This window comes from Acinetobacter sp. B51(2017), assembly GCF_003711395.1.
Classification (GTDB): Bacteria; Pseudomonadota; Gammaproteobacteria; order Pseudomonadales; family Moraxellaceae; genus Acinetobacter.
In genome coordinates, this window is sequence record NZ_PJRJ01000083.1 from 1 (window position 1) to 1,294 (window position 1,294).

Genomic DNA, 1,294 nt, shown 5'->3' on the forward strand with positions numbered 1-1,294 from the left:
AAAACGCCCAAGTGACTGAAAACGGTCAAGTTGCGCTTGATTTCAATGAAGATCTCGACGCAGCAAACCCACCAAGCACAGATGACTTCACTTTAACGGTTGATGGTAAAGACGTTGAGATTGCTGAAGTGATCGTTGACGGTGACCAAGTGACTCTAGTGCCGGTGAATCCAATCTTGCCGGGTCAAGAGGTTGAAGTGTCTTATCAAGATCCATCGGATCAAGATGACAATAACGCGCTACAAGACGCAGCGGGTAATGACGTTGCGGACTTTACCACAGGTCCAGTTCAAAACAACTCAACAGTGGATGCTGTTGCGCCACAGCTTGAAAACGCCCAAGTGACTGAAAATGGTCAAGTTGCGCTTGATTTCAATGAAGATCTAGATGCAGCAAACCCGCCAAGCACAGATGACTTCACTTTAACGGTTGACGGCAAAGACGTTGAGATTGCTGAGGTGATCATTGACGGTGACCAAGTGACTCTAGTGCCGGTGAATCCAATCTTGCCGGGTCAAGAGGTTGAAGTGTCTTATCAAGATCCATCGGATCAAGATGACGACAACGCGCTACAAGACGCAGCGGGTAATGACGTTGCGGACTTCAGCGAACAAGGCATTAGCAATAACTCGACTGTAGATGATGAGTCTGACTCGGACAGCGATTCAGATTCGGACAGCGATTCGGACTCAGACAGTGACTCGGATTCTGACTCTGACTCGGATTCGGACAGCGACTCTGACTCGGACAGCGACTCGGATTCGGACAGCGACTCAGACTCGGATAGCGATTCAGACTCTGACAGCGACTCGGATTCGGACAGCGAATCTGACTCAGACAGCGACTCTGACTCGGACAGCGATTCTGACTCGGACAGCGACTCCGACTCGGACAGCGACTCTGACTCGGACAGCGATTCTGACTCGGACTGCGACTCTGACTCGGATTCGGACAGCGACTCAGATTCAGATAGCGATTCGGATTCAGATAGCGACTCTGATTCGGACAGCGATTCAGATTCGGACAGCGATTCTGACTCAGATAGCTACTCAGATTCGGACAGCGACTCTGACTCGGACAGCGATTCTGACTCTGACAGCGATTCTGACTCTGACAGCGACTCTGACTCGGACAGCGACTCTGACTCTGACAGCGACTCTGATTCCGATAGACCTCACGCTCTTGCCGACGACGATGACCCTTACACTCACAACGCGTCACCATCATACCGTGCTCACAACCACCACTCCACCCAACACACCTCTCCGCTACGCACAGAACCCACACCCCAACA

The 1,294-nt window shown here is 51.5% G+C and carries 1 protein-coding gene; it reads left to right on the top strand.

Annotation, left to right across the window (positions count from 1 at the left end; all coding sequences use genetic code 11):
* Positions 1–1,294, top strand: a 1,294-nt coding sequence (locus CYK47_RS15210; protein ID WP_286206928.1) for a SwmB domain-containing protein, incomplete at both ends; no start/stop codon positions are given.